Raw genomic sequence first — 25,514 nt, 5'->3', positions numbered from 1 at the left:
ATAATATCAATACATCATTTTTAACTCTGTCTACGAAAAGCAGTTATCTTTCTGATTTTATGAAAAGAAAGAAATTGAAATGGCTTTTGTCCGTCACTACGGAACATGCTATTTACATATATATATTTGTTTTATAGATCGAACCTTGTTAAGAGTATTGAATTCTTTTTCCTTTCTTCAGCATCAAAACTTGCGAGATAGTTTTCTGTAATGGCTAAATTGGAATGTCCAAGACTTTCGGATATATAGGAAATATTGACGCCACTGCGTTTTAACACTGTTGCGAAGGAGTGACGTGCTGCATAGGTCGTGACGCGTGGAATGCCTGTCTTATGCGAAATCTTGTAAAGTATCTGATTACATTCGGTGACCACTTCTCTTACCAGTTTTACTCTTTCAAAAGGATTCTCTTTTCCGGTAGCAAAAGGAAAGATATAAGTTTCGGGTGACGTGGGTGGATTGCCCCACTTCTCTATTATCTTTTGCATTTCGGGCGTGATGACTGCATGGATAATCTTACTGTGTTTGGTATTTCGGGCTGTTTTTGCACGTATGAAGCAGATTTCACCATTGATGATATTGGAGTATTGCAGATATAATAAATCACGAAAATTAATACCATTACATAAATAAGAAAAAAACCACAGATCACGATAAAATTCAGTCTTTGGGGTTCCATCATTATAAGTAATAATTTTCTTGATTTCTTTCAGGGTTAATGCTAATTTGCGTCCACATCCGGTGGGTACTTCATATTTCCCTTTTCCGAAAGGATACTGACTTTCCTTAATGATACCGTCTTTACGTGCTATATTAAGAATGCATTTTAAGTTTCTGAAATAGAATCCCATACTGGAGTAACTGATTCCTGATGCGGATAAGTGATGCTCAAAACGGTTTAACCAGTTGATGGTAATTTCATGAAAAGAAATGTGTTTTCCTGCAAACTGTTCTATTTTGTTTAGTGATCCTTTATAAGACAGATAAGTATTGGCTTGTCCATTTTCCTTTAAATCCTCCAACTTTTTATGAAATAAGGCATTGACTGAAAAATCAGAGTATCTGCCTAAGCGTGCATTTAGGATGTCAAAATGAAATTCACCTTGAAAAGATAGAAATTCGACTTGCTGCCTGATTAAAGAAAAACTATTTTCGATGTTACGCCGTATTTCTGATAAGTGGCGACTTTTGGTGTATGGTAATACTTCCCAGTCTCTAATAGAAACTTCTTGTCCGGTGGAGTAATATTTCTGTTTTCTGTTGTGGATAACTTGTACTTTTACGGGGAATAATCCATTCATCTTTTGTTTTCTTTTATCTAATACTGTGAGTACGGAAACTCCATCCTTAGAATATTTGTACATGGCTTTTTAAATTTGTTGGTTATTAACTATGAATTGATATTGTTTTTAGTAACATGCAATTTGCATACAAAGTTGATAAATAAGACCCACATTAAAAGACATTTGAGACAGTATTAACAGAAACATAGATAATATTGATAACCGTCTATTTTTCTATTCCTTACTTTTGTTGGGTTAACAATTTAACAGAATAATATGAAAAACAGATTTCTTATTTTATTGAGTTTTATACTCATTGTGGGGCAAGATGTTGTTTGTGCAAATACTTCAATGGTGCGTGAGCGCATAAACATTAATCGTGATTGGCGTTATCAGATAGATGATCCGGATAGGACAGGTGCTGCATTACATTACTCTCAACTAAAGCCTTATTTATTACCTTGTGCCAATGACTTTATTATATTCGGGAAGAGGTATCAGAGACCGGAAGGCAATCCAGGAGAAAATATAGGCTATGTAAAATCTGACTTTGATGATAGTGAATGGCGACATCTGAATTTACCCCATGATTGGGCTATTGAAGGGCCTTTCAATATTGACTATAACGGTTCGACTGGAAAATTACCTTATTGGGGGATACGCTGGTATCGTAAAACGCTGGAATTATCGCAGGATGATGCCGGGAAACAAATTTATCTTGATATTGATGGGGCGATGTCATACGCTTCTGTGTGGTGTAACGGGCAATATGTGGGTGGATGGCCTTATGGCTATGCTTCTTTTCGTCTTGATCTGACACCTTATATAAAGGCAGGACAAAAGAATGTGCTGGCTATTCGATTGGATAATCCGGACGATACTTCACGTTGGTATCCGGGTAGTGGCATTTATCGGAATGTATGGTTAGTGAAAACGTCTCCTGTCCACGTGGAACAATGGGGAACTTTTGTACGAAACCAGCAGGTTGATTCAGAAATTGCTGTTATGGAAATGGGAGTGAATATTGAGAATCATGCAGGAAAAGATGTTCAGGTAAAGTTGCAGACAAGTGTATATCTGCAAGGGAAAGATGGACGTCCTGTGGGGGAAGAAGTGACTCAAAGTATGACTAAGGATATTGCGATTAAAAAAGATAGCTGGTCGAGTGTACGCTTTCAATTTAAAGTAGATAAACCGAAGTTGTGGGATATTGATACTCCGAATTGCTATGTAGCGGTCAGCCGGGTGTTCATGGATGGAAAGGAAATGGATAGTTATGAAACTTCTTTTGGAATTCGTACAATTGAATTTAACCATGACCAAGGTTTCATGCTGAATGGACAAAAGGTAGCTATTAAAGGTGTGTGTATGCATCATGATTTGGGTGCTTTGGGCGCTGCTTTTAATGAAGTGGCTGCCGAAAGGCAGTTACGTATCATGAAAGAGATGGGTGCAAATGCCATTCGTACTTCACATAACCCACCGGCACCGGAGTTGGTTGCTCTCTGTGACCGTATGGGACTGATGATGCAGCTTGAATTAGCTGATACCTGGCAAAAGGGGAAACGCAAGAATGATTATAATCTTCTTTTTGATGATTGGAGTGAAGCAGATATGCGTTCGTTGGTACGTCATTATCGTAATCATCCTTCTGTAATTATGTGGAGCATAGGTAATGAAATGCCTGATCAGACGACTGATCAGGGAGTCATAATTGCTCGTAACCTGACAGCTTACTGTCATGATGAAGACCCCACACGGCCTACTTCTTTAGGGTGTAATAAGCGGGACGCCGTTTTCCGGGATATTGTGAATCAGGTGGATATATTCGGTTTGAACTATTTCCATAAAACTTATCCGATTTTCAAAGAGCAGAATCCTACTCGCTGTTATCATGCCAGTGAAACTTCGTCTGCAACGAGTTCTCGTGGGGAATATTTCTTCCCGGTAACTACTGACGTTAATGATAGTCGTTCCGGTTTCCAACTTTCATCATATGATATGACAACTATAGGATGGGGATGTGCTCCTGAGGTTCAATTTAAAATGAATGAAGAATATCCGTTCATGAGTGGTGAGTTTGTGTGGACCGGATTCGATTATTTGGGTGAGCCTACCCCTTATAATAAAGACCTGACCAATTTGTTAAACTTCAGTGATCCGAATGAATTAGAAAAGGCTCGAAAGGAATTGGAAGAGTTAGGCAAAATTAAGACACCTTCTCGCAGTTCTTATTTTGGTATTGTTGATTTATGTGGTTTTCCGAAGGATCGTTATTACAACTATAAGAGCTATTGGCGTCCTGATGTGCCCACTGTGCATATATTGCCTCATTGGAACTGGGAAGAGCGGATTGGTGAAATAACTCCCGTTCATATTTATACTTCGGGAGATGCTGTTGAACTGTTTTTGAATGGTAAGTCACTGGGACGTAGAGAGAAATCTCATTCGTATGACCGTTTGACCTGGGATGATGTACGTTATGAACCGGGAAGTTTGAAAGCCATAGCTTATAAGAACGGTCAGAAATGGGCGGAAGAGCTTGTAGAGACCACTGGAAAACCAGCCGCTTTACAAGTAACGGCAGAGAAAACAGAGCTTAAAAGTGATGGTACTGATCTATCATTTATCCGTGTAGCTGTTGTGGACTCTCAAGGTCGTGTTGTGCCTCGTTCTAAGAATCATTTGAAGTTTTCTGTAACAGGGCCTGCTGAGATTATAGCTACGGATAATGGAGATGCAACAAGCTTATTACCATTCCAATTATCAGAAAGAGATGCTTATAACGGTTTGGCATTAGTCATTTTGCGTAGCCAGTATATGAAGCAGGGAAAAGTACTACTTACAGTAGAATCTAAGGGGCTTCCGAAACAAAAGATTGCATTAAAGGTAGAATGATGTTATGAGTATAAATTGGAGAAATACGATATGGGACGGAGAGGACTTTCTCAGTACACCTGCCTGTCGGATAGTAAAAGAGGATTCTATCCAGACATCAGGTGAATTACATTGGTGATGGACTACTAATTCATTAATTCTGTAAGAGTCTTCATTTCACTTAGCTCAACGTTGTGCCAAGAGGTTCCGCAATCCATGGGGGAAACAGCTTGGTGCCGTTGAGCTTTTATTTGCTCAATGTTGAATGTAGTAATTTGGAATCCTTTTATATTGGGTGATTCATTATTTTTGAACTGACAGAAGTTATTGATAAATGTAATGCCGGGAAATATAGTAGGATTACTGATTTTGATATTGGGAACAGTATTCGGAGAATAAATTCGGTTATGAGCAAAACGCACATTCCGTGGTTCCTTATCTCCTCGTCCATCTCCAAAGTTCAGTTCGGTACAATCAACAAAAGTATTAAAAGCAATGTCAATATCTGCTGCCCGATGATACGATTTAAGTTTTTCGTCCTCATAATCTTCGGGTGTATTGGGGCGTTCATATACTCCCATGCGTAATATGAAGGCGGCACCGGAGCCTTTGCCTGTTACACTTTCCACGTAATTATTGCTGACAGTATGTCCTTGATTGATGATGCGGATGCCCAAAGTAGCAGGCAGATGATTGCCAATGATTACGTTGGAATCTATAATATTGTTGTGACCGTGACGACATACTAATCCGCCACGCGATTCGTAAAACAAGTTACGGCGTACGATGTTGAAACCGGATTTTACTGAAATGATCTCATTTTCTCCGTCACAATGATAGAATATATTTTCTTCGATGATACTGTAGGAAGGCAGTTGCGATGACCAAGAGTTACCTACGCGTATGATTTCCGCACCATTGCCCCAGAAGGGTTTCCGATAACCAAATACATTATGATCTATCTGGTGGTGATTGTGATCTCCACCGTCTTCTACTGTAATTTGTATAACCAATCCACGGGCACGTTTATTGGCAAAATAACAGTGGTCTATACGATTATTGTTTCCATGTAGCCCAATCCAGTTTTCAGTTCCTCCCCCCGGTTTCTCTCCTTTGGCAGGGTCATTGCAATCATCAATGGCACATCGGGTAATCCGGCAATGAGTGGCTGGGTGTTCTTTATCCAGTTGAAATTCTATCATCTCAAAATCAGATGCCCAAGCTTTATGAAAGTAGAGTCCCTCCAATTGTAGATAACTGCCTGACATACGTATTTCTGTTGTTCCAGATATGATAGCCTTTCCGGTATTCGCTGCTTTCAGTATAATTGGATAATCTGTTGTTCCATTTCCTGTAAAACTAACCTTACCAAGATGGGAATAGGTTCCATCTTGTAGAAGCAAGGTATCACCAGGTTGTAAAGATCCGTCAGACATCTTGACCTTTAAACTATCAATATCGGTTGGTGTGAAGGTGTGTGTCACCGCCAAAACCGGACAAACGAGTATTACTGCAATAATAGTGGATGCAAATGATTTCTTATTCATGATATTTATATAATTTAGAGAATACAAAAGAATAAAAAGCGGGTGTCTCACAACAACCGCTTTTCGATCAACAATCTACCTAAAATAACCTATAAAATATAATACCTATTTACCAACTAACTATGAATTTAAAAAGCCTATGATTTATTCTATATTACAAGTATGATGTGATGTTTTAATAGCAGTTCTGATATTATCCATTGGTGTTTGAGGCAAGATTGTACAATCTGCCCCTAAAATAAATCGTTTCCCTTTCAAAGTTTTCTTTAGTTCATATATTTCTTTTGCTATTTCATCAGAACTTCCTTTTAATATAGCGCCTTTACGATATAATCCTCCCATTGCCGGGCGCTTAAATAATTGTTCGCATGCTTGTAGACTGAAAGGCTGGTCGGCTACTTCACAGGGTGCATTAATTATTTGGCCCGGATATGACACGAAACGGGTTAAATCGTCATATTTGCCTTCGTAGTCACAGATATGGAGTATATTAAACTGAGTTTGGGTATTACATTCCTGCATGACTCTTATGTCATATGGTTTAACGAAGGTCTCAAAGAATCCGGGAACTTCATAAAATTTAATTTCTCCCCCTTGTGTAGGTGTGTAAAATCCATCTACACCAATCTTTTTACATGCTTTTACATATCCGATAAGTGCTTCAGTAAAATATTCGAGTGCTTTTTTCACTCGTTCCGGTTCTGTTTTAGCATATGCTATCACAGTTTTAGCTCCTACGCTTTGTATCAGCATCTGAAATGGAGAATAAACAGTGGGTAATATCATCGCATTAGCGCCGGCAATATCATAAATGTATTTTATAATTTCTAATGTTGGAGTAAAGAAATCTGAGGGAAGTGGTTTAATTAGTTCCCAATCTTCTGGTTTCTCAATCCGAATACGTCCATACCCTTGTTCGAATTGGATTTTTACAAAATCCATACCAGTGGAAAGAAAATAACGTAAATGTGCATCTATAGCTTTTTCTCCGGTGCGTGCATCTTTTCCGAAATGCATGAAAAATGCTGCTGGTACATATGATTCGTCCAATGTACCTGATAGAAATTGCTGCATTACTTCCCGCTTATTGGTGGGAATTTGTGCCTGAACTAATGTCGTGAAGCAAAATAATATAAATAGTACTCTTTTCATGGGATTCTGTATTTCATTGAATTCGATAGAACAAAGGTACGCGTTAAGGTAATGCATGACTTAAAATATTGTTCCAATAATTATATATATTGTTTCAACCGGTATGTTTTGATGTAAGAAATATGATTTATTGTTTTGTTAGTTTGAAATTCCGGTGTGATATCTAAAAGGAAATAAAAAAAGAGGAGCCAACTCTTGTTTAGCTCCTCTCACATGAAATGTTTTGCTGATTATTTTTTCACTTGAATAATATCGTAGTTTAGGTCGCTGACAGCTTCTTGCAGACTATCGTTAACCAAACGTAAAGTGGTATCGTTCACTACTACAAAGTATACGGGAGCGTCACCATCATTCGGTGTCAGTTTGTAGGCTGTCTTTTGTTTGTTGTCTACTGTTTTCTTGATGACTTGCTTCTTGCCTTTGGAAGTAAAGCTTTTATTCTTTCCTTGACCTTCCGCATCCAGATAAGTCGTAACCAAAGTATAACCACTTTCTCCGTCAGGACCTACACTGTCCACGCTCAATACGTATTGGATACCCGGACCGTCGGCAGCGGGAAGAAGACCTTCGTATACGGCTACGGCAGAAGAATCATTCCCGGCAACTGTCAACACTCCTTCATCTACGGTGGAATCATTGTTCTGGGTTCCTTTTGATTGGCAGGATACCAATGCAGCTGCGATGGCTGCAATCATCATTACTTTTTTCATTGCTTTAATGGTTTAAGTTAATATATAATACAAATTCACACTATTCTTCCTCTTCTTTTTTGATAACGAGTAGTTTATCCACTCGTCCACGATCCATGTCCACAACTTCAAACTGTAGGTTCTTGTAGCTGAACAAGTCTCCTGCTTTAGGTACCCGCCCGATGAGGAACATGGCGAGACCGCTTAGTGTGGTAAAATCCTCCACCTTCAGATCATCATAACTCAGGATGCCCATCTCTTCCATAAAATCATCTATATTCATAGAAGCTTCTACGAGCATCGAGCCATCTTGCCGGATGACAATATCTTCTTCTTCCATTTCGTTTTCTTCAAGAATGTCTCCGAAGATGCTTTCTGTCAGGTCGTGCAAGGTGATAATGCCGGCTGTGTTACCATACTCGTCTACAACAACTCCGAACTTATTTTTGTTCTTCTTAAATAGCTCTAAAACTTTCTTGGCATATAAACTTTCCGGAATAAACAGGGGAGGGCGGGCAATACTACGTAAATTGAAAGGGTGATCATTGCCTAACATCAGAATAATATCCTTGACGGACACTACTCCGATAATATCATCTTTTCCTTTCTCTACCAACAGATATTTGCTGAAATGTTGTTCGCGGATAATGTGTAGTACCTCATCACGAGTGTATGTGGGATATAGTACGACAAGATCGCGGCGGTAAGTCATCAATTCATTGGCCCGCTTATCTGAGAAGCGGAATACATCCCGTAACATTTCTGTTTCCTCCTTATCGATAACACCCTGTTCCGAACTTTGATGCAAAATCATTTTCAATTCTTCCTGTGTCATGGGACGTTCTTCTCCATTGTTCAATCCGATTAGTTTATTCACTATCTTGGTTGAAAAACTGAGTAGGCAGACGAACGGATAAGATACTTTGGTCAGTAAAATCATGACCGGACTCAGTAGAGTTGCATATCGCTCAGGGTTATTCAGTGCAATGGACTTGGGCACCAATTCACCAATGATGAGTGAAAGGTACGTAATGATTGCCACTGTTGTAATCATGGCAAGGTCTTTTGCATAGGGGGCAGCACCAGGAATGGAGGCGAATAGTGGTGCTACATTGTCAGCAATGGCTACACCACCGAAAGCACCGGATACAATACCGATGAGTGTGATGCCGATTTGGATGGTAGAAAGAAACTTCTCGGGTTCTTCCAACTGTTTTAGTACTCCTTTGGCTCTTTTATTTCCCTTTCCTGCAAGGGTTTCGAGTCGCGCTTTGCTGGATGACACTAATGCTATTTCATACATGGCAAAGACACCGTTCAGTACTAATAAAAATAGAATAATAATAAATTCCATATAGGTTACGAATAGTTTATGTTGCAAACTTACTAATTTTTTGAATTTTATTACTAATATTGCTGCCTATTTATAGAGATTATTAAAGAATGAAAAACATGAAAAGAAAACAAATTTTATGCAGTGTTCTATTACTGTTTTCGGTTGTTGCCACACAGGCTGCACGAGTAGATACTATTATGGTGAAAAGTCCCTCCATGAGTAAGGAAGTACAGGTAGTGTATGTACTTCCAGATAAAGCATTGGGAGAGAAAGCTGAGGCTTGCCCGGTCGTTTATCTGTTGCATGGTTATGGTGGCAATGCACGTACCTGGATAGGTATTAAGCCGGAGTTACCTAAGATTGCAGATGAAAAAGGAATCATTTTTGTATGTCCTGATGGTAAAAACAGTTGGTACTGGGATAGTCCTAAGAATCCGGCTTACCGCTATGAAACTTTTGTAGCTTCAGAACTGGTGAATTATACAGATAAAAACTATTCCACAATTCCGGAGAAAAAAGGAAGGGCCATTACCGGATTGAGCATGGGTGGTCATGGTGCTTTGTGGCTTGCAATCTGTCATAAAGATGTATTTGGTGCCGGAGGAAGTACCAGTGGTGGAGTGGATATCCGCCCATTCCCGAAGAATTGGGAGATGAGCAAACAACTCGGTGAATACGAGGTCAACAGTACTTTATGGGACCAGCACACTGTCATTACCCAGATTGATAAAATTACAGATGGTGATTTGGCATTAATTATCGATTGTGGTGAAAAAGATTTCTTCCTAGAAGTAAATAAAGCATTGCATAAAGCTTTATTGGAAAAGAATATTAGTCATGACTTTATTACTCGTCCTGGTGCACATAACGGGCAATACTGGAATAACTCTATTGATTACCAAATTCTTTTCTTTGATAAATTCTTCAAGAAATAGTATTTCAATTTATTCGATTGTGTACTTTATGGTACGCTCGTAGTCGTCTCCGTAGCTCTTGGTCACCTCATTGCAGGAAGTAACGATACCTCGTCCGTCGAATTCATATTTATAAGTCGTGGTTTCGTTACTTTCACTGTTATCCTCTGGCCTGAGGTCAGTAATCAGAGTATTGTATGCATCTCCCAAGAACTTCCCATAAATGGCTACCGAGTGGAATGAAAGGGGATATAGATCTGTCAGGAATAGATACGGAATCTCTGAAGTGTTGGCAATTTCATTAGTGGTAGATGTGCTGGCTATATAAGTTTGTTCGGACTTGTTCACCTGCTGGGTGATGCGTAGTGTTCTATAGCTGCTATAATCTATGTTGATAGAAGAATAGGGCTGGTTTTCGTCTAATGTTTCTGTTATATTTTTCAGGAAGTATTTTCCCTCCGTATTAATTAGATAGTCGAAAGTATAAGAGCGTATTTTTCCATCCATTTCCTTACGTATGCAACTCACGGCATAGCCGTTATCGTCCAATGTATAAGTAGAAACAGTATTGATTTCATCTGTCACTACGGCCTGATGATCCCCGTAAACAACACTTGTAGCATTTTCTATCTTGAAGGTTTCTCCTCCGGCTACAAAACTTTGTATGGCAGTGAAATTTGTCAGTCTACCGGCTTTATAAGCATAGGTCTGAGTGAGGGTAACCGGTGGAGTAGCCTTTTCAGTCTTAACTTCCGATAATTCTATTTTGGAAAAATGAGTTACGGGATATCCCGGATTATCGGGTATATCTGAATCGTCACTATCACTGCAAGCAGCCAATCCTCCTATGAATAGCAAAGCTATGAGAATATTCTTCTTCATTCTGATTTATTTAATGATAAGACCGTTACGGAAGGTGCGTTTTACTTTCATACTTTTCACAGCCTTCATTTGGGTTTCTGGCTCTGGCTCAGGTTCCGGAAGTACGATGCTACCATCGATAATTCCTAATGCTGCACTTAACATTTCTTCATTAGGATCACCTAAGGGCAATACTTTTGCAAAATCTTGTAGGGAATTTACTGCATAGTCTGCAGCAAAGCCAGTGGAATAATCAGCTTTGCCTTCAGAATTGAATACCTCGCATACAACGGGGCGAAGAATCCACTGGAACTTATCACTGGAGAAACTTGCTGTTGCTACGTTTTCTCCCTTGGTTGTGGCACCTACGAGTACTACGGTCATATAAGGTTTCAGGCAGTTAATCAGCATTTCTGCGGCGCCTGCAGTGGTACTGCTTGTCAGGATATATACTTTCGATAGATTTAAATTGCTACCTCCTTGCAAAAGCTGGTCGTCGAAAGTGAGTTCCCGGTCTTTGGACATCTGCTTTTGGCTGTATTCCAGTGAAGCGAGGGTACTGCCTAATTTATCTGCAGGTGCTAATATCGTTGCCAGAAGCTGTACACAATCCATTTCTCCACCGGCATTGTAGCGTAAGTCGAGAACAAACTCTTTCACATTGTTCTCTTTATAGTATTGGGAGAGTCGAAGCAATTCACTATTATCTTCTGTACTGAAACTATTGTATGCCAGATAACCTACACCGCCGGTGATAACATCATAGGCGGGTATCGTAACGTCTTCCACGGGGCGGGCAGCGGGCAGGTTGGCTTCACCATAGGAAGTAATGACACCTTCTGTTTCTCCTGCTTCATTTTCCTGTGTACTATATTCTCCCATTAATAACTTCCGGCTTTCACCTTCTTTCAGTAATTCTTCAGTTTTCTTGGTGATAAAGTCATCGTTGACTTTCATAATCCACTCACCCCGTTTTAAACCAACTTCGGCAGCAGGAGAACCGGGTATTACGTAGGTAATCAGTGCATTAAAAGCAGTATCATTACCAACTATACTATACAGCGTATAGTCGAAACCATAACTTGGCAATGGGGTAGCATACAGCGTATCTACACTGGAGTAACTTTTATCGAGTGGAGATATTATTTTCTTCAAAAAAGCATCCGGTTCAAGGAAGTAGTTCAGGTCCTTTGTGTTGGGGATGTCTTCAAACCACAGATATTCTTCTCTCATGACGCTGTCTATCCATAGATCACGCCCGGTCCATTTGTAATATTCCGGCCAACGGTCTACTCCACAAGAGAATAAGCTCGTCAATGCAAGGATTCCCAATAGTAGGAAAAGCTGTATATTCCTTCTTTTCATCTGTATCTATCGTTTGGTTTTCGTTGCAAATTTAGCGAATAGTTTGTTTATCTACCATAAATGTGGTATAAAATTCCCTATCTTATGTCATTGCCCATATCAGGACATCCCATTATCTTTGCACTCAATCAATTAATCCTAAAAAATACAAAGACAATGGAAACAAAGAAATTGCATTTCGAGACGCTTCAACTCCATGTGGGACAAGAACAACCCGACCCGGCTACCGATGCGCGCGCCGTGCCCATTTACCAAACTACTTCGTATGTATTCCGTGACTCAGCCCATGCTGCCGCACGCTTTGGTTTGCAAGATCCGGGCAATATTTATGGTCGCTTGACTAACTCTACACAAGGTGTGTTCGAAGCACGTGTGGCTGCTTTGGAAGGGGGTGTTGCCGGATTAGCGGTTGCTTCGGGTGCTGCTGCCGTGACTTATGCTTTAGAGAATATTACCCGTGCCGGAGATCATATTGTCTCAGCCAAGACCATCTACGGAGGTACCTATAATCTGTTGGCGCATACTTTGCCGGCCTATGGGGTGACTACTACTTTTGTAGACCCTGCCGATCTTTCCAACTTTGAGAAGGCTATACGGGAAAATACAAAAGCTGTATATATTGAAACTCTGGGTAATCCGAACTCCAACATTATTGATATTGAAGCCGTTGCCGAGATAGCACATCGCCATAAAATTCCATTGATTATTGATAATACATTCGGTACACCTTACCTGATACGGCCTATTGAGCATGGAGCAGACATTGTAGTACACTCTGCTACGAAGTTTATCGGCGGTCATGGCACCTCCTTGGGTGGTGTGATTGTGGATGGTGGTAAGTTCGACTGGGTAGCTTCGGGCAAATTCCCTCAACTGACGGAACCGGAACCTTGCTACCACGGTATACGTTTTACCGAAGCTGCCGGTGCTGCTGCTTATGTTACACGTATTCGCGCTATCCTGCTTCGTGATACGGGGGCGACTATCAGTCCATTCAATGCTTTCATCTTATTGCAGGGATTGGAAACACTTTCCCTTCGCGTGGAACGTCATGTGGAGAATGCATTGAAGGTGGTTGACTTCCTGAAGAAGCACCCTAAAGTGGCAGCAGTGAATCACCCGTCATTACCGGAACATCCGGATCATGCGTTGTATCAAAGATATTTTCCTAATGGTGCAAGTTCTATCTTTACTTTTGAAGTGAAGGGTGGGGTGAAAGAGGCACAAACATTTATTGATAACCTGCGGATATTCTCACTTCTGGCAAATGTGGCGGATGTTAAGTCGCTCGTTATCCATCCGGCCACTACTACACATTCGCAGTTGAATGAACAAGAGTTGGAAGAACAGGGAATTAAGCCGGGAACCGTGCGCCTGTCTATCGGTACGGAGCATATTGCTGACTTGCTGGATGACTTGGCTCAGGCGTTGGATAAAATATGATCGGTTCATAATGGAAAAGATAAGGAGGCAAATGATTAAGCAGTACTATCTCAATTCTCCTCTCCTGGGAGGAGGAGTACCCGCAGGGGGAGGTGGTAGGTAAAATAATAAATACCTATGAATCACAAGAATAAGGAATTCTTTTCTCACCTACCACCCCGCCCTTTGGGCACCCCTCCTCCAACTGGAGGAGGGGAATTGAGATAGTTCATTTAATTCAAAACCCATACAGTGATGAATCTATTTTCTCACTTTTTATTGCCTGTTTGTCTTGATTTGTTGATGTTAAAAGGTGCTTTTGTAACTAGTTGATTATTAGAAAGCTATAGTCGCCCTGTCTCAGTATGATACTGAGATACCCTAAGTATGATACTGAGGTACCCTAAGTATAGGACTGAGATAGGCTAAGTATACGACTATGGTTTGAAAATATATTTATTGTAAGTAATAGGTACTTATGCTTACTATAATCTTAAACTATTTGAATGAATATATCTGTTTTATTATCAGGAGGTGTCGACAGCTCAGTTGCCGTACACCTTCTTTGTGAACAAGGGTATCGACCGTCTCTATTTTATATAAAGATAGGAATGGAAGGTGCCGATTATATGGATTGTTCTGCTGAAGAAGACTGGGAGATGGCTACGGCTGTTGCACACCGCTACGGATTGTCTTTGGAAATGGTCGATTTGCAGAAAGAATACTGGGAACAGGTTGCTGCCTATGCCATTGACAAAATCCGTCGTGGATTGACTCCTAATCCGGATGTGATGTGCAACCGCTTCATTAAATTCGGTTGCTTTGAACAGAAGGTAGGCAAAGAGTTTGATTTTACCGCTACCGGCCATTATGCCACTACGGTTCATAAAGATGGTAAAGTATGGTTGGGTACAGCTATCGATCCCGTAAAGGATCAGACAGATTTTCTTGCACAGATTGATTACCTGCAAGTATCTAAGCTGATGTTCCCCCTTGGCGGATTGATGAAACAGGAAGTACGGGACATTGCCCGCAATGCAGGACTGCCTACTGCCCGTCGCCGTGACAGTCAGGGCATTTGCTTTCTGGGAAAGATCAACTACAATGACTTTGTTCGTCGTTTCCTTGGTGAGCGGCAAGGAGATATTGTGGAATGGGAGACTGGAAAGAAAATCGGTACACACCGGGGATATTGGTTTCATACCATCGGACAGCGTAAAGGATTGGGTTTAAGCGGTGGTCCTTGGTTTGTCATTCGGAAAGACATCGATGCAAATGTACTTTATGTCTCACGAGGATATGATACCCAATGGCAGTACGGGCGTGAATTTATGATTCATGATTTTCATTTCATTACAGAAAATCCTTGGTTACATAATCAGGAAGTCTATGTGAGTTTTAAAATCCGCCATACACCGGAATTTATGAAAGGAAAACTGATACGGGAAGGGGAGAACTATCGTATTGTATCTTCTGAAAATTTGCAGGGCATTGCCCCCGGACAATTCGGAGTGGTATATGATGAAGCTTCCCGGATATGTATCGGTAGCGGAGAAATTGGTGTCTGAACAGCTTTTATATATAGTATTCCACTAAATCCACAATGCCTGCCTTCATGGCATATTTGGTAGCTTCGTGCACATTATTCACTCCTAATTTACGGAATATGTTTTTGCGGTGGCTGTTTACCGTATGAAAGCTGAGGTTCTTCTCCGCCGCAATTTCCTTCGTAGTCTTTCCCAGAGCAATTTCTTTCAGTACACTCCGTTCGGCAGGTGTCAGTAAATCATCTTTCAGTGGGTGGCGTACGGGAGATGCATTACTGCCCGACAGCAATAAATTACTGACATGATTACAGATAAAACGCTCTTTGCGCGAAGCACATTGCAATGCAGACAGTATTTCTTCTTTTGAATTGTCCTTCAGCACCACTCCGAAAGCCATACTGCTGAACAATACCTGCCGTAGAAATTCCATGCTCAATTCATCAGAGAAAAGAAGCCAGTCCGCTTCTTTGAAACGCTCATGCAGCACAATTAACTCGTCCGCACCTGAAAAGTCAAATAACGTATAGTCCAGTATCACTACTGCTTGCGGATGCAGGCGCAGTTGCTGAACTAATTCGGTTTTGTTATCTGCTTCCAGTAACAAGGCTGTGTCCTTCTGACTACTGAGCAGAAACATCATACCTGCTTTGGTGATGTTCTGATTGTCTGCGATGATAAATTCTCTCATATATGGATGCAAAAATATAAAAAACTCCGCTGCAAATGTACACATTTCTGGCAATTTGCAGCGGAGTGGAAATATATATTGTAAAGGGCTTTACCAAGAACGTCCTTTAAAGATGCTGGACTGGTCTAATGGAACCAGATTACCGCTCAGCGTCATGGTGTTGGAATTGAAGTTCGGACTGATGGTTACGGTAGCATTGTTTCCACCGTTAGTCAGCGAAATGAAAATCTGTGCAGAGATACCGATACCCTGAATACTGAACTGGCAGTTCACGTTACCTCTCTTGTCTGTTGTGATCTGCATATCCGAGGTAGAACCATCTACAGTTACACCACCGATACCGTTAGGGCCGGGATACACAGTGTTGAATGCTACCTGTACGGTACCACGTCCTTGATTTACCAGTACAAAGTTGGTGTTGGAGTTAACGAAAGCTGTCTGTCCGTTACGGAACATTACCTGGTCGGCTTCCAGTACGAATTGGTGGGCTTTCAATGCGGCTACAGCGTCATCATACGATACTGCATCGGCTACTTGTTCTTCAGCTTTCAGGCGGGCGCGTTCAGCGTCTCTTTGAGCCTTACGGTCTGCGCGGCGTTCCGCTCTACTTTCTTGTGCATACATGGCGGTTGTTGCCGCACTCATCATCACTAATGCTACTAATGCAATAAACTTTTTCATAATTCTTTAATGTTTAGGTTTTACGATTCTTGTTCGTTTATTGCAAAACAACCTTTATCCGGGATTGTTCACGGGACGCTTCACAATTTTATATCCGATGGCTGCAACGAGGATACTCATTAACGGACTGATAATGTTGAAAAAGCAATAAGGAAGGTAGGTCAGCGTAGATACGTTCAATATCGTTGCCTGCGTCATTCCGCAGGTATTCCACGGTATCAAAGGGGAGGTCACGGTAACAGCATCTTCCGTCGTACGACTCAATAATCGGTTCTCATATCCTTTTTTCTCATATATATTGCGAAACATGTTTCCGGTGAGGATAATACTGATATATTGGTCAGCAGTAGTCAGATTAAGAAATAGTCCGGAACAAACAGTGGATGCTACAACACTGACTCTTCCTTTCATAAAGCGTACAAAGACTGAAGTTATGCTACCCAGCATACCGCTTGCTGTCATGGCACCTCCGAAACACATGGCACAAAGAATCAACCAGACCGTATCCATCATGCCGGCCATACCACGTGTAGAAACAAGGTCGGTCAGCATACTGTTGCCTGTATCCAGGCTGGTACTTCCGTAGAATGTCATCATTGCCCCTTTGAAGATATTATTTTCTCCTGCTATTTCATGTAGTAAATCCGGTTGGAAGATGATAGCGCATACTCCTGCCAGCATAGTGGATATGAACAAAGTGATGATGGACGGGACTTTTCGTGCGATAAGTATTCCGGTTACCAAGGGAACAATCAGTAACCAGGGAGTGATTGTGAATGTATCTTTCAGTGACACAGCAAAGTCCTCCATGTGCGCAGTAGAGTTTGTTTCGATGACGAATCCCATTACTGTAAAGATGATCAGTGTGATAATCAGCGATGGAGTGGTTGTTATCAACATATAGCGTATATGCTTAAATAAAGGTACATCTGTTATGGATGAAGCAAGTATCGTAGTTTCCGACAGTGGGGAGATTTTATCACCGAAATATGCTCCGGAGATAATGGCTCCTGCTATCCAGCCTTCGTTGAATCCTTGTGCTTTGCCAATCCCCATCAGGGCGATACCGATAGTGGCGATTGTTGTCCACGAGCTACCTGTCATAACAGAAATTAATGCACAGATGATACAGGTTGATGCCAGGAAAAAATCAGGATGAATAATTTGCATGCCATAATATATAAGAGTAGGGACGATGCCGCTTATCATCCATGCTCCACTTAGCGCACCTATTATCAGCAAGATGATAATTGCTGTAGCAACTCCTGAAATATTATTTGTGATGGCGAGTTCGTAATCTTTCCAAGGGACACGGTAGAATGCTATGCCTATGAATACACAAAAAGCGGTAGTGGTCAGTAGAGAAATCTGGCTACCCCCTTTCAGTGCATCACTTCCGAATGTATGTATGGTGGCGAATAACATTCCTACCAACAACACGATGGGCAGGAGGGAAACTAAGGGAGAGGGAATTTTTTTCAATGAACTCATTCTGTTTGTTATATCAGTTAAAACTTTGCAAAGTTACAACAAATCTGATGATTATGTTTTATCCCAGCTTTTCCGCCAATAAATATTATTATATCTTTGCGTTTGCTTGGAATAAAAATACAACTTTGCTGTTTAGTTAATCTTTATTATTGACATCGTATGAACAAGAAACAAATTGCCACAAATAAGAAAGTAGTCACCTTTGGTGAAGTAATGCTGAGGCTTACTGCTCCTGATTTCCTGCGTTTTTCGCAAACTAATCAGATGATAGCCACTTACGGTGGCAGTGAAGCTAATGTGGCCGTTTCGTTGGCTAACTTTGGTATTCCCACAGAATTCGTAACCCGCCTGCCGGACAATGCTGTGGCGCGTGCCTGTATAGCTTCGCTCCGTGCTAACGGTTTAGGTACGGAAGGTATTGTTTTTGGTGGTAAGCGCATGGGGCTTTATTTCCTGGAAAGTGGTGCGGCATTCCGTAATTCTAATGTGGTTTACGACCGTGAAGGCTCTTCTTTTGCTACTTTGCGTCCGGGCATGATTGATTGGGAAAAGATATTCTCTGATGCCGGTTGGTTTCATTGGTCGGGTATTGCTGCTGCTTTGTCACAAGATGGTGCCGATGCATGTCGTGAGGCTCTTGAAATAGCTGACCGTATGGGATTGACTATCTCCTGTGACCTGAATTTCCGTAAGAAACTTTGGAACTATGGGAGTTCTGCTGCCGAAGTCATGCAACCTTTAGTACAATATAGTGATGTTATTTTCGGTGCCGAACCGGAATATAAAGAGATACTTGGCATACAGCCTGTCGGTTTCAAAGCGGTAGATGCTGCGGATACTACGTTTGAAGCAAACCTTTCTGCCTTTGAAGAGTTCGGTCGTCGGGTGGTGGAACTTGTTCCTCGTTGCCAGAAGGCATTTCTGGAACTTCGTAATTCCATTACTTCCAATCATAATTTGCTGGCTGCCGTTCTCTATTCTGATAGCACATTGAAGCATACAGGTATTTATGATATCGAATGCGAAGTGGACCGCGTGGGTGCCGGTGATGCTTTTGTCGGTGGCATGATTTATGGTCTCATAATGTATCCGGATAATGATCAGAAAGCATTGGAATATGCTCTGGCAGCCTCTGCATTAAAGAATACCGTATACGGTGATTTTAATCATGTGACGGTGGAGGAAGTAGAGAGCTTGATGCAAGGAAATACATCCGGAAGGGTATTACGATAAAAATGTTTTTCCGATTCATCAATTCATCGGTGCATAAATTGATGAATCGGAAAAAGAATACAATTAGATAACCTCTTTTGCAAGTGCCTCGGCAGTAGAGGCGTTTATCGATTCATCCAGCACATAGATCCGATAAGAAAGACGCAATTCTTGATCGGGATGCAAAGTAAATGACTGGCGTTTGGTTGGAGAGAAGTTCCACATCAGGTCGCCTCGGGAATTATTGGCTTTATCATCCCATACCCGTATCGGTTCGGGATAGTTCAGATTGGAAGGGTAAGGAACAATCAGGATACAAGCATCGTCTTTGCCGGGTTTCTTTTGAAAGTAGCACCAACGGGCCAGTGATCCATCGGCATTGTTACGGTCGAGTCCTTCGGATGTGAGCATCTCGGTTGTCTGCCCATTCCAACTTTCGCATACACGGATACAAATGCCTCCATAGCGGTAGCTTTCCAATACTACCGGGGCAGAAGTGGCACAACGAAGCATGGTGTGATAGTCAATGTAATATCCCCGTTGTTTGGGTTTTCCCACACGGATTTTCAGTTGCTCGGTCATCGCTATTTTTTCTTTCGTGGAGTCGGGATATGCCACATGGTCGAGTACAGCGGAAAAACCATCAGGTTGCACTTCTACGAATTGCCGAAAACGAACTGTACCTTGTTTCTTATAGAGATTCCAGAAGTCAATTTCATTTTCTTCGAATGTGGTTTTTGTCCAGGCATACCACAAGCCGAAATGGTGATAATGGTCGGCTGGGGAACAATTGGTCAGTACCTCACCTTCCAATGTACGTAAAGGATGGATGAATCCGCTTCGTTTATAAACAGTATCTACACCCTGTGGAGGATAAGTTACTGCATAATTGTAAGTAAACAAGTGCTTTCCATCCATTGTGTACTCCAATGCTCTATTTGTATCTACCACAGCAAACGGAGTGTGGGTAGAAGAGCATGAGCTGAAAAGTACGAAAAAACTTAAATGGAATAGAGATAAAATGATGCTCTTTATTTCAGTGTATTTATGCATGGTTATCAATGTTTTGTTGGCAGTGCAAATTTATCAACTACAATGTTATAGAAGATTTTCTTTAGCACTGGGAGTATGCTGAAAAATAGGACTAACTATCTGGCAGTTATCCAATTCTTTACAGTCACCACAGGTGTTAAATCCTTTTTCGTTTACGCATTTGCGAATTGCGCACATATCGCTGCAATACATCGTTTTCACCCCATCCACACGACAACCCATACAATTAATGGTATCTGCCGTAATCTCCGGTATGTTATTCAACTCACTCCACAGTTGGGCTGTTTTTTCTCTTAACTCATTGTCATCTCTGACAGTAGCTATGCGGGCATCGCAACTTTCGCAATCTAATCCGCAACAAGCAATTAATTGTTTCATCATTAGGCTATGACTGTTGATATTTGGTTGATTGCAAATATAGTAATTCTTATGCGGCTTAATCTTCATTGAATATATTTTTTCTCGATATTCTTTGTTCCTTTCATTTTTTATATTTTACTTTGCATCACAAAGTACTTTTTGTATATGGATAAGAATAAAGCAATAGAATCAGTAAATGAGATAAAAGAATTGATGGAAAGATCTTCCAAGTTCGTATCTCTCAGTGGAATGACGGCTGTCTTGGCCGGAGGGTATGCATTAGCCGGTGCTTATGTGGCCGGTCAGTTATTAAGATCAGGAGATAATAGGGAAGGACTAATAATGGTTGCTTCACTGGTTCTGACTGTTTCAGTTGTTACCGCCTGTATCTTGTCCTGGTATAAGGCCAAGAAGATGCAACAAAAGCTATTCAGTAAACTAACCTATCGCATTGCATGGAATTTTTCATTGCCGTTGTTGGCGGGAGGGTTGTTCTGTATAGCCTTATTGCTACATGAACATTATGGATTGGTATCTTCTGTGATGTTGCTTTTCTATGGACTTTCTTTGGTCAATGTGTCTAAGTTCACTTACTCCAATGTAGCATGGTTAGGATATGCTTTTCTTTGTCTGGGTATTGCAGACTGTTTCTTTGAAGGACATGGCTTAATGTTTTGGACAATTGGTTTTGGTGGATTCCATATTTTGTATGGCATGTTGTTTTATTTACAGTACGAAAGGAAAAAATAATAGATGATAGAAGCATTTCAAAATATAAATAAGGCATTTGAAAGTAAAGTTCGTCTGGGTATTATGGCAGTTCTCATGGTAAATGAAGATGTCGATTTCAATACTTTGAAGGAATTACTTTCACTGACGGACGGTAACCTGGCAAGCCATACAAAGGCTTTGGAAGAGTTGGGGTATATCGTTTGCCAGAAGAGCTTTGTGGGTAGGAAGCCGAAAACATCTTTCCAAGCCACTGCGGAAGGGAAAAAGGCTTTCAAAACTCACATTGAAGCATTGGAGAATTTTCTGAAATCAACGTAGATGTTTGGCTTCACACAAAACCGGACAATACTAAATATCTTACTTAATACTATTCTATTATGGACAATTTGAATGACAATTTGAACGAAGATTTCAATGTAGATTTCACAGAGAATCTGAATGAAACAAAGAAACAGGCAAGCGGCTGTCTACGCCGTTTCTCTAAATCAATTAAAGTGGTAGTTATCGCTTTTCTAATTTTATTGCTGTTGATCCCGATGTTTATGATCGAAGATATGATTAGGGAACGTGGGCAGATACAGACGGATGCTATTGAGGAAGTCGGCCAAAAGTGGAGTTTGGCACAGACTATTACAGGCCCTTATATTAACTTGCAATATCCCATTGCTCAGGAAGATAATGGAGTAAAGAAGATTACTATGGGGAGTATAACATTACTTCCTGATGAATTGTCAATAGATGGACAGTTGAGTACAGAGATTCTTCAGCGGGGAATTTATAAGGTAAATGTCTATCAGTCCGAATTGCTGATCAAGGGATTTTTTAGTTCGGAAGAGCTCCGTAAGAGTAATGTCGACATGGGTGTGCTTCAGTATAACAGAGCGGCAGTTTGCTTGAACCTGACAGATATGCGTGGTCTCAGTGAACAGGTCAGCATTACACTGAATGATTCTGTCTATACGTTTGAGCCGGGAATGGATGGACGAGGTATTGAAAGTATGGGTGTTCATGCCATTGTCGACCTTTCCTCTCTGAAAGAAGACAGGAAATTGCCTTATGAAATGAAAATTAAATTGAAAGGTTCCCAGTCTATCTACTTTACTCCATTGGGCAAAACCACCAAAGTGAATCTGAAGGCAAATTGGAATACTCCAAGTTTTGATGGCAATTATTTGCCTGAGAAACGGGAGATTACAGAGAAAGATTTCTCTGCGCAGTGGCAAGTGTTGAATCTAAATCGGAATTATCCCCAGGTACTTGTCAATTATCAGAATGCCAGCATTAAAGATATTCAAAACTCTAATTTCGGAGTCAATCTGAAAATGCCGGTAGAACAGTATCAGCAGTCCATGCGTTCCACTAAATATGCTATTCTGATTATTTTACTGACTTTTACAGTAATATTCTTCACAGAAATAATGGAGAAAACCCGTATTCATGCTTTGCAATATTTATTGGTGGGATTAGCTCTTTGTCTATTTTATAGTCTGTTATTATCCATGTCCGAGCATATTGGCTTTAATATGGCTTACTTGGTGGCATCGGTACTTACTATTGCTTTGGTGGGTGGATATATGATGGGGATTATCAAAAGAAAAAAAACGGCTTTCATTATGGCAGGTTTGCTTAGTGTTCTTTACATTTATGTTTTCATCCTTATCCAGTTAGAAACTTTTGCTTTGCTGGCCGGTAGTCTCGGATTGTTTGTGATACTGGCAATGGTGATGTATTTCTCTAAGAAGATTGATTGGTTTAATGAATAAATATCTATATATAAAAGAGAGTATCTAAGTCATAACTGGATACTCTCTTTTATATAACTTTTTCAGTCTTATCCTTTATCTTTGAGCTTTTGGAGAGTCCTTAATTTTTATACCAATCTTTATTCTTTTCACCATTACTGGTTACCCATTCATCATAACCACTATATAACAGATTTATAGCTTTTCTTTCGTTGTTTCCATCCAGTAATTTGCTTAAATCACTTTCTGTAGCCCGACTCAGAAAGAATGCAAAAGGATAGTTACCTTTACGCACATAGTAGATGCCTCGATCCGGTTTAGATGCATCATCTCCCTGACCAAAATGGGTTTTATTTATTTTGGATGTCGGTGTTTCCTGAGGAATATGTACTTCCCATCGTAAACCATCTTCTTCGTTCTTGAATATGAATGCCTGAGCTTCTGATTGCGCTGAAATGGGCTTACTATAATTAACAGTCACTTTGTATTCTGCTCCCATATTATCTTTCACATTTTCAGTCAGGAGGTATATGTTTTCCTGGGGCTCGTATGCAAATGTGGTTTCGGTGAAGTCTTTCTCACCTTCTTTACGAATGGAGCAGGTGGCAGATTTAATATTTTCTTCCGTAATGAGTCTGAATCCTAAACCATTATTATTGGTAGCAATATTCTGGAATGTTTTGAATGTGAACGATTCGGAATATATTTGATTCTTTTCATTGAAGGTGTTTCCATAGTTATATCGCACAATTACATCATTCATGTCGTAATCTCCCTGATTGGGCCATAGATCCTCGAATGCGTATATACCTTTAAGGAAATCAATACTTGTTTTATCATCATCAGGATTTGTCACGGGTATGTCAGTAATAGCGTCTACCGGATTCGATTTTAAAGCAATGACTACATCGCTGAAGTTTTCGTCAGTCATATAATCTTCAAAAGAAGTCAATATCCAGTCGCTATATCTGTAAACTGCAGTGCGTGGTTCATTAAATTTCATGCCTTTGTCGTTTAAACTTAAGCCACTTGAAGTGGCAGCACGGTATTTTTTGTATCCGGAAAAACCGTTAACATGATGATTCCAACCATTGGTGGCCAGAACAAAACCGATTCTGTAACCGGCAGGAAATACCGTGGTTGCCCCTTCTTTACTTTTGGATGCAATATTGGGATAATACATTAGTTGTACAGCGGTCAACGGATTAATACCGGCACTTTTATATGCTGTCCAATTTCTCCAAGTACCATCCTGAGTATTCGGGAACAACATAATTACATGAGCATCATTTAAGTCTTTGGGTTGTTCTCCTGCTTTATAATAGTAATATCCCAAAGAGCATGTCCAACAGGTGTTTTGCCCCAAGAATGTAACTACTACTTCAGCATCTTCGTTAACATACATATCCGAGTAGCCACGGTATTCTTGCGGGCAAGTACTATGGGTGTTTATAATACGGGTATGTGCAGCATATAAACCATCTTTTTCTGTTGCTGCCAATATACCTGTATACTTGTAGTTGATATCTCCGTTTTTATGCTTATCGTAGTCACCTAACCAGGTTTTCCACACTTCATTTCCATACTGATTGCTTACCAGATAGCTATCATACGGGGAGGAAGTTGAGTAAATTGCACGAGTAGGTATAGGTGCCGCCTTATCCGTAACTTCAATATTGCCATTTACAATATTTGCTTCCATCAGAGTTTGCGCAAAGAAAACAGGAGAATAGATATATACCTTTGTTAAGTATGAAGGTAATTCTATCTTTCCTCTATAGGTACCGTCTTCTTGGGTATAGGCAGCAAACAGGTAATTTACATCCTGACGCTTGATGTAAGTACCGTATTCACTTTCAGTAACAGGCATTTCATCATATACTTCAAAATACACATTTGATTTTACAGTACCATTTACGTAATTCACACTTAAGTTTACGTCCTTTTGTACAGTAGAAAAGGAGAAATTGTTGAATTCTTTTTCATCCTCCTTAGGCCCCTTATAGACGTCATTGTCCGTACAGCTGCTTAATACGAGTGCAGCGCATAAAGTAGTTCTTAATAATTTTTTCCACATATTATTTAGTGTTTATTGATAGTCTCGCGTTCCTTTTTCAGGTCTATGTGTGATCCTTACAAATGCAAGATAAGTCTGTGCTCGGTTGACATTTGTAGAAAATGATCATAATAAACAACTACAAAGATATTGTGTTATTATCGAATATACAACTGAATATTTGATTTTTTGTTCAAAAACTCTTATTTGTAGTCAAATTCTGCAATTTTATTGTGTACATTTAGAAAAACTCTAATTAAAAAATACAAGAATTTTATTCGCTTGTTATAAGTTCTTAGGGATATTATCATTTTATTCTTCTTATGTTTTGAATTATGGAGTGGGGCAGTTTATAAATATCTTGTATCTGTGTAGATGAAATAAAAATCCCCATAACCTTATCAGTTACAGGGATTTATTATTTTGATTAAGTAATTACTTACTTGCTCAAAGCCTGAGCTACGTCTACCGCGCAAGCTACAGTACATCCTACCATCGGGTTGTTA

At 40.3% G+C, this 25,514-nt stretch carries 21 protein-coding genes; 8 read left to right on the top strand and 13 right to left on the bottom strand.

Annotated elements, in window-relative coordinates; all coding sequences use genetic code 11:
- Positions 1 to 131: 131 nt before the first annotated feature.
- On the bottom strand, positions 132 to 1,364 hold the full coding sequence (locus BWI44_RS22000; protein ID WP_278705309.1) for a site-specific integrase: 1,233 nt from the start codon (positions 1,362 to 1,364) through the stop codon (positions 132 to 134).
- A gap of 195 nt (positions 1,365 to 1,559) precedes the next feature.
- Here BWI44_RS22000 and galB point away from each other — a divergent pair, with 195 nt between their 5' ends.
- A complete protein-coding gene (gene galB, locus BWI44_RS21995) occupies positions 1,560 to 4,181 on the top strand; it encodes a beta-galactosidase GalB (protein WP_118308411.1) in 2,622 nt (873 codons plus the stop codon).
- Between the two features lie 125 nt (positions 4,182 to 4,306).
- Here the strand turns inward: galB and BWI44_RS21990 are convergent, their stop codons facing one another.
- The 4 genes from BWI44_RS21990 to BWI44_RS21975 form a co-directional block, all read right to left on the bottom strand.
- Positions 4,307 to 5,707 carry a polysaccharide lyase 6 family protein gene (locus BWI44_RS21990; RefSeq protein WP_138291218.1) on the bottom strand — a complete coding sequence of 467 codons (1,401 nt, stop codon included), beginning with the start codon at positions 5,705 to 5,707 and terminating at the stop codon, positions 4,307 to 4,309.
- Between the two features lie 144 nt (positions 5,708 to 5,851).
- Positions 5,852 to 6,859 carry a uroporphyrinogen decarboxylase family protein gene (locus BWI44_RS21985; protein ID WP_229036037.1) on the bottom strand — a complete coding sequence of 336 codons (1,008 nt, stop codon included), beginning with the start codon at positions 6,857 to 6,859 and terminating at the stop codon, positions 5,852 to 5,854.
- A gap of 230 nt (positions 6,860 to 7,089) precedes the next feature.
- Complete coding sequence (locus BWI44_RS21980) at positions 7,090 to 7,569, bottom strand: copper resistance protein NlpE N-terminal domain-containing protein (protein ID WP_007664207.1); 480 nt, start codon at positions 7,567 to 7,569, stop codon at positions 7,090 to 7,092.
- Between the two features lie 40 nt (positions 7,570 to 7,609).
- Positions 7,610 to 8,902, bottom strand: a complete 1,293-nt coding sequence (locus BWI44_RS21975; protein ID WP_195208189.1) for a hemolysin family protein — start codon at positions 8,900 to 8,902, stop codon at positions 7,610 to 7,612.
- Between the two features lie 98 nt (positions 8,903 to 9,000).
- On the opposite strand from BWI44_RS21975, the gene BWI44_RS21970 reads away from it, so the two are divergent.
- On the top strand, positions 9,001 to 9,819 hold the full coding sequence (locus BWI44_RS21970) for an alpha/beta hydrolase (protein WP_195208188.1): 819 nt from the start codon (positions 9,001 to 9,003) through the stop codon (positions 9,817 to 9,819).
- A gap of 9 nt (positions 9,820 to 9,828) precedes the next feature.
- On the opposite strand, the gene BWI44_RS21965 is transcribed toward BWI44_RS21970, so the two are convergent.
- Complete coding sequence (locus BWI44_RS21965; protein ID WP_195208187.1) at positions 9,829 to 10,680, bottom strand: DUF4595 domain-containing protein; 852 nt, start codon at positions 10,678 to 10,680, stop codon at positions 9,829 to 9,831.
- 6 nt (positions 10,681 to 10,686) lie between these two features.
- A complete protein-coding gene (locus BWI44_RS21960) occupies positions 10,687 to 12,024 on the bottom strand; it encodes a S41 family peptidase (RefSeq protein WP_286816447.1) in 1,338 nt (445 codons plus the stop codon).
- A gap of 156 nt (positions 12,025 to 12,180) precedes the next feature.
- On the opposite strand from BWI44_RS21960, the gene BWI44_RS21955 reads away from it, so the two are divergent.
- A complete protein-coding gene (locus BWI44_RS21955; protein ID WP_286816445.1) occupies positions 12,181 to 13,467 on the top strand; it encodes an O-acetylhomoserine aminocarboxypropyltransferase/cysteine synthase family protein in 1,287 nt (428 codons plus the stop codon).
- A gap of 485 nt (positions 13,468 to 13,952) precedes the next feature.
- Positions 13,953 to 15,014: a tRNA 2-thiouridine(34) synthase MnmA gene (gene mnmA, locus BWI44_RS21950; RefSeq protein ID WP_195208184.1), complete on the top strand. Its 1,062-nt coding sequence runs from the start codon at positions 13,953 to 13,955 to the stop codon at positions 15,012 to 15,014.
- 7 nt (positions 15,015 to 15,021) lie between these two features.
- On the opposite strand, the gene BWI44_RS21945 is transcribed toward mnmA, so the two are convergent.
- The 3 genes from BWI44_RS21945 to nhaC form a co-directional block, all read right to left on the bottom strand.
- Positions 15,022 to 15,681: a LuxR C-terminal-related transcriptional regulator gene (locus tag BWI44_RS21945; protein WP_286816443.1), complete on the bottom strand. Its 660-nt coding sequence runs from the start codon at positions 15,679 to 15,681 to the stop codon at positions 15,022 to 15,024.
- 90 nt (positions 15,682 to 15,771) lie between these two features.
- Positions 15,772 to 16,362, bottom strand: coding sequence for a DUF4251 domain-containing protein (locus BWI44_RS21940; RefSeq protein ID WP_117708001.1), 591 nt, complete (start codon positions 16,360 to 16,362; stop codon positions 15,772 to 15,774).
- A gap of 54 nt (positions 16,363 to 16,416) precedes the next feature.
- Positions 16,417 to 17,844, bottom strand: a complete 1,428-nt coding sequence (gene nhaC / locus BWI44_RS21935; protein ID WP_195208288.1) for a Na+/H+ antiporter NhaC — start codon at positions 17,842 to 17,844, stop codon at positions 16,417 to 16,419.
- Between the two features lie 168 nt (positions 17,845 to 18,012).
- Between nhaC and BWI44_RS21930 the strand changes: the two genes are divergently transcribed.
- The gene (locus BWI44_RS21930) at positions 18,013 to 19,086 is read left to right on the top strand and encodes a sugar kinase (RefSeq protein WP_195208182.1); all 1,074 of its coding nucleotides are present in this window, start codon (positions 18,013 to 18,015) and stop codon (positions 19,084 to 19,086) included.
- 63 nt (positions 19,087 to 19,149) lie between these two features.
- Here the strand turns inward: BWI44_RS21930 and BWI44_RS21925 are convergent, their stop codons facing one another.
- Positions 19,150 to 20,118 carry a DUF6807 domain-containing protein gene (locus BWI44_RS21925; RefSeq protein ID WP_286816439.1) on the bottom strand — a complete coding sequence of 323 codons (969 nt, stop codon included), beginning with the start codon at positions 20,116 to 20,118 and terminating at the stop codon, positions 19,150 to 19,152.
- A 45-nt stretch (positions 20,119 to 20,163) separates the two neighbouring features.
- Positions 20,164 to 20,496, bottom strand: a complete 333-nt coding sequence (locus tag BWI44_RS21920; protein ID WP_044155264.1) for a DUF3795 domain-containing protein — start codon at positions 20,494 to 20,496, stop codon at positions 20,164 to 20,166.
- Between the two features lie 147 nt (positions 20,497 to 20,643).
- Between BWI44_RS21920 and BWI44_RS21915 the strand changes: the two genes are divergently transcribed.
- Genes BWI44_RS21915 through creD form a run of 3 tightly spaced genes read left to right on the top strand, consistent with a single transcriptional unit; the run spans position 20,644 to position 22,973 of the window.
- On the top strand, positions 20,644 to 21,228 hold the full coding sequence (locus BWI44_RS21915; protein ID WP_195208181.1) for a hypothetical protein: 585 nt from the start codon (positions 20,644 to 20,646) through the stop codon (positions 21,226 to 21,228).
- A gap of 3 nt (positions 21,229 to 21,231) precedes the next feature.
- The gene (locus BWI44_RS21910) at positions 21,232 to 21,528 is read left to right on the top strand and encodes a winged helix-turn-helix domain-containing protein (protein ID WP_195208180.1); all 297 of its coding nucleotides are present in this window, start codon (positions 21,232 to 21,234) and stop codon (positions 21,526 to 21,528) included.
- A 59-nt stretch (positions 21,529 to 21,587) separates the two neighbouring features.
- A complete protein-coding gene (gene creD, locus BWI44_RS21905) occupies positions 21,588 to 22,973 on the top strand; it encodes a cell envelope integrity protein CreD (RefSeq protein WP_229036029.1) in 1,386 nt (461 codons plus the stop codon).
- 100 nt (positions 22,974 to 23,073) lie between these two features.
- Here the strand turns inward: creD and BWI44_RS21900 are convergent, their stop codons facing one another.
- A complete protein-coding gene (locus tag BWI44_RS21900; protein ID WP_118423493.1) occupies positions 23,074 to 25,029 on the bottom strand; it encodes an LruC domain-containing protein in 1,956 nt (651 codons plus the stop codon).
- Between the last annotated feature and the right edge of the window lie 485 nt (positions 25,030 to 25,514).

It is taken from the genome of Bacteroides sp. Phil13, from assembly GCF_001940965.1.
In the GTDB taxonomy this organism is placed as follows: domain Bacteria; phylum Bacteroidota; class Bacteroidia; order Bacteroidales; family Bacteroidaceae; genus Bacteroides; species Bacteroides intestinalis.
The sequence above is the reverse complement of the archived record's forward strand: the minus strand, read 5'-3'. Positions and strand labels throughout refer to the sequence as shown.